We start from the raw sequence: 2500 nt of genomic DNA, 5'->3' as shown, positions 1-2500 counted from the left end.
ACAAGCAATGGGAGGACGATTGAACGTCTGACCGTGTGCCTGTTGAAGAATGAGCCGGCGACTTACAGGTCGTGGCGGGTTAAGGGGGAAAACCCCGGAGCCAAAGCGAAAGCGAGTCCGAAAAGGGCGTTAGTCACGATTTGTAGACCCGAACCCGGGTGATCTAACCATGGCCAGGATGAAGCTCGCGTAAAAGCCTGTGGAGGTCCGAACCGACTAATGTTGAAAAATTAGCGGATGAGCTGTGGTTAGGGGTGAAATGCCAATCGAACTCGGAGCTAGCTGGTTCTCCCCGAAATGTGTTGAGGCGCAGCGGTAGTGGAAGTCCGGTAGGGGTAAAGCACTGTTTCGCCGCGGGCGGCGAGAGCTGTACCAAGGCGAGGCAAACTCAGAATACTATCGGAAAAACTACCAGTGAGACGGTGGGGGATAAGCTTCATCGTCGAGAGGGAAACAGCCCAGACCACCGGTTAAGGTCCCCAAATGATAGCTAAGTGAGAAAGGAGGTGGGAGTGCAGAGACAACCAGGAGGTTTGCCTAGAAGCAGCAATCCTTGAAAGAGTGCGTAATAGCTCACTGGTCAAGCGCTCCCGCGCCGAAAATGAACGGGGCTAAGCTATCTACCGAAGCCGTGGACTACATAGTAGTGGTAGGGGAGCGTTCTATCAAGGGTGAAGCACTAGCGGCAAGCAGGTGTGGACGAGATAGAAGCGAGAATGTCGGCTTAAGTAGCGAAAATATGTGTGAGAATCACATACCCCGAAACCCCAAGGGTTCCTCCGCGAGGCTCGTCCTCGGAGGGTTAGTCGGGACCTAAGGCGAGGCCGAGAGGCGTAGTCGATGGACAACGGGTTAACAATCCCGTACCGATTATTCATTGTGCCGGGGGACGGAGAAGGTGAGCGTCAGCCGCGTGTTGGTTAGCGGTGCAAGGAATCGAGGCGACGAGGGGTGGAGAAAACATCCCGAGCCGAGACCCGAGTCCGACCTCCCACGGGAGGGAAGTGGCGTTCATCAGGCTTCCGAGAAAAGCCCGAACCACGTTAATGAATAATCGCCCGTACCCGAAACCGACACAGGTGGGGGAGTAGAGAATACTAAGGGGCGCGAGATAACTCTCTCTAAGGAACTCGGCAAAATCACCCCGTAACTTCGGAAGAAGGGGTGCCCCCGCGAGGGGGTCGCAGTGAAGAGGCCCAGGCGACTGTTTACCAAAAACACAGGTCCCCGCGAACTCGTAAGAGGAAATATGGGGGCTGACGCCTGCCCAGTGCCGGAAGGTTAAGGAAGTCGGTCAGGGGTAACCCGAAGCTGACGACCGAAGCCCCGGTGAACGGCGGCCGTAACTATAACGGTCCTAAGGTAGCGAAATTCCTTGTCGGGTAAGTTCCGACCCGCACGAAAGGCGTAACGATCTGGGCACTGTCTCGGAGAGAGACTCGGCGAAATAGGATTGTCTGTGAAGATACGGACTACCCGCACCCGGACAGAAAGACCCTATGAAGCTTTACTGTAACCTGGAATTGGGTTCGGGCCTCGCTTGCGCAGGATAGGTGGGAAGCGATGAAACTCCCCTCGCGGGGGGAGTGGAGCTAACGGTGAGATACCACTCTGGCGAGGCTAGAATTCTAACCCCGACCCGTGATCCGGGAGGGAGACAGTTTCAGGCGGGCAGTTTGACTGGGGCGGTCGCCTCCTAAAAGGTAACGGAGGCGCGCAAAGGTTCCCTCGGGCCCGTTGGAAATGGGCCGGTAGAGTGCAAAAGCAGAAGGGAGCTTGACTGTGAGACTTACAAGTCGAACAGGGACGAAAGTCGGCTTTAGTGATCCGACGGCACCGCGTGGAAGGGCCGTCGCTCAACGGATAAAAGTTACTCTAGGGATAACAGGCTGATCTCCCCCAAGAGTTCACATCGACGGGGAGGTTTGGCACCTCGATGTCGGCTCATCGCAACCTGGGGCTGAAGTCGGTCCCAAGGGTTGGGCTGTTCGCCCATTAAAGCGGTACGTGAGCTGGGTTCAGAACGTCGTGAGACAGTTCGGTCCATATCCGGTGCGGGCGCAAGAGCATTGAGAGGAGCCTTCCTTAGTACGAGAGGACCGGGAAGGACGCACCGCTGGTGTACCTGTTATCGTGCCAACGGTAGACGCAGGGTAGCCAAGTGCGGAGCGGATAACCGCTGAAAGCATCTAAGTGGGAAGCCCACCTCGAGATGAGTGCTCTCGCCGCGTCAGGCGGGTAAGGTCACGGGAAGAACACCCGTTAATAGGCTCTAGATGGAAGCTCGGTAACGAGTGCAGTCGAGGGGTCCTAACAGACCGAGGGCTTGACCTCTTTTTCCCTTCACCTAGTTCTAGCGGTCTTGAGGGTATCCCCCTTCCCGGTGTCTCTAACGCGATGGTCCCACCCCGATTCCATCCCGAACTCGGTCGTGAAACGTCGCCGTGGTCAAGATACTGGTCGGGTCGCCGACCGGGACAATAGCTCGATGCCGGGATTA

General features: G+C 56.6%; 2 rRNA genes (1 of these 2 cut by a window edge). Both read left to right on the top strand.

The window, feature by feature from the left end:
• Positions 1 to 2334: ribosomal RNA gene (locus tag V0288_RS24815) — 23S ribosomal RNA — on the top strand (it extends 545 nt beyond the left edge of the window).
• A 45-nt stretch (positions 2335 to 2379) separates the two neighbouring features.
• Positions 2380 to 2497 (top strand): 5S ribosomal RNA (rrf, locus tag V0288_RS24810).
• Positions 2498 to 2500 lie beyond the last annotated feature (3 nt).

The sequence above is a fragment of the Pannus brasiliensis CCIBt3594 genome (assembly GCF_036688125.1).
GTDB classification, from domain to species: Bacteria; Cyanobacteriota; Cyanobacteriia; order Cyanobacteriales; family Microcystaceae; genus Pannus; species Pannus brasiliensis.
This window is presented reverse-complemented; position numbering and strand designations above follow the sequence as displayed.